Source organism: Pseudomonas sp. CM27 (genome assembly GCF_013179515.1).
Taxonomy (GTDB): Bacteria; Pseudomonadota; Gammaproteobacteria; order Pseudomonadales; family Pseudomonadaceae; genus Aquipseudomonas.
The window spans coordinates 1-826 of record NZ_JABMCN010000474.1; the positions used below are offsets into that span (position 1 = coordinate 1).

Below are 826 nucleotides of genomic sequence, written 5' to 3' on the forward strand. Positions count from 1 at the left end.
TCCGGCCAACACCGCCCGTTTTGAGAGCGGGTTCACCCGCGAATCAGGCGTCGCGGTGGATGGCACCGGCTTGGCCGGGATTCACGGTGTAGACCATTCTTGAATTACTTCAATCTTGAATTTTTTTATTAAGTCAAGATCCACCCTGTTCAAATCTCTCCCGGCGTGCTACAAACTGGTTAAGCAATGATCTAGCTGCTTGATAACGAAGGGAAAAATATGACGAAGTCGGAGCTGATCGAACGTATTGTCACCCATCAAGGGCTGCTTTCGTCCAAGGACGTGGAGCTGGCCATCAAGACCATGCTTGAGCAGATGTCACAGTGCCTGGCGACCGGTGATCGCATCGAGATCCGCGGTTTTGGCAGCTTCTCGCTGCACTATCGGGCCCCTCGTGTGGGTCGTAACCCCAAGACGGGGCAGTCGGTCAGCCTCGAAGGCAAGTTTGTGCCGCACTTCAAGCCCGGCAAAGAGCTGCGCGACCGGGTCAATGAAGAAGACGAGGCGGAAGCCTGATCATCAAGGAGCAATCTGATGCGTAACCTCAAGCGCGCCCTGGCGGCGGTGTTTGTGCTGCTGTTGGCGGCTGTGGTGCTGTTCTTTGTGCTGGAAAACCAGCAGACCGTGTCGTTGGTCCTGTTCGGCTGGGCCGCCCCGGCCATGCCGGTTGCCGTGGTGGTGTTGGCTGCCCTGGTCCTCGGCCTGGCGGTCGGGCCATTGCTAGGTGCCTACGGCGTGCAGCGCAGCAAGCGCAAGATCAGGGCGTCTGCCCGACAGGCCGCGTTGAGCGGTAACTAGCGAAAATTCCTACGCACACATAGGAAAG

General features: G+C 57.9%; 2 protein-coding genes. Both read left to right on the forward strand.

The window, feature by feature from the left end:
* The first annotated feature begins 219 nt into the window (after positions 1 to 219).
* The gene (gene ihfB, locus HP547_RS29035; protein ID WP_003252675.1) at positions 220 to 516 is read left to right on the forward strand and encodes an integration host factor subunit beta; all 297 of its coding nucleotides are present in this window, start codon (positions 220 to 222) and stop codon (positions 514 to 516) included.
* An 18-nt stretch (positions 517 to 534) separates the two neighbouring features.
* Entirely contained in the window at positions 535 to 798 is a 264-nt protein-coding gene (locus tag HP547_RS29040) for a lipopolysaccharide assembly protein LapA domain-containing protein (RefSeq protein ID WP_172288947.1), read from the forward strand.
* Positions 799 to 826 lie beyond the last annotated feature (28 nt).

Bases quoted from the DNA above. Each gene is read 5' to 3' on its own strand.
- ihfB (WP_003252675.1), top strand. From the start codon at position 220: ATGACGAAGTCGGAGCTGATCGAACGTATTGTCACCCATCAAGGGCTG.
- HP547_RS29040 (WP_172288947.1), top strand. From the start codon at position 535: ATGCGTAACCTCAAGCGCGCCCTGGCGGCGGTGTTTGTGCTGCTGTTG.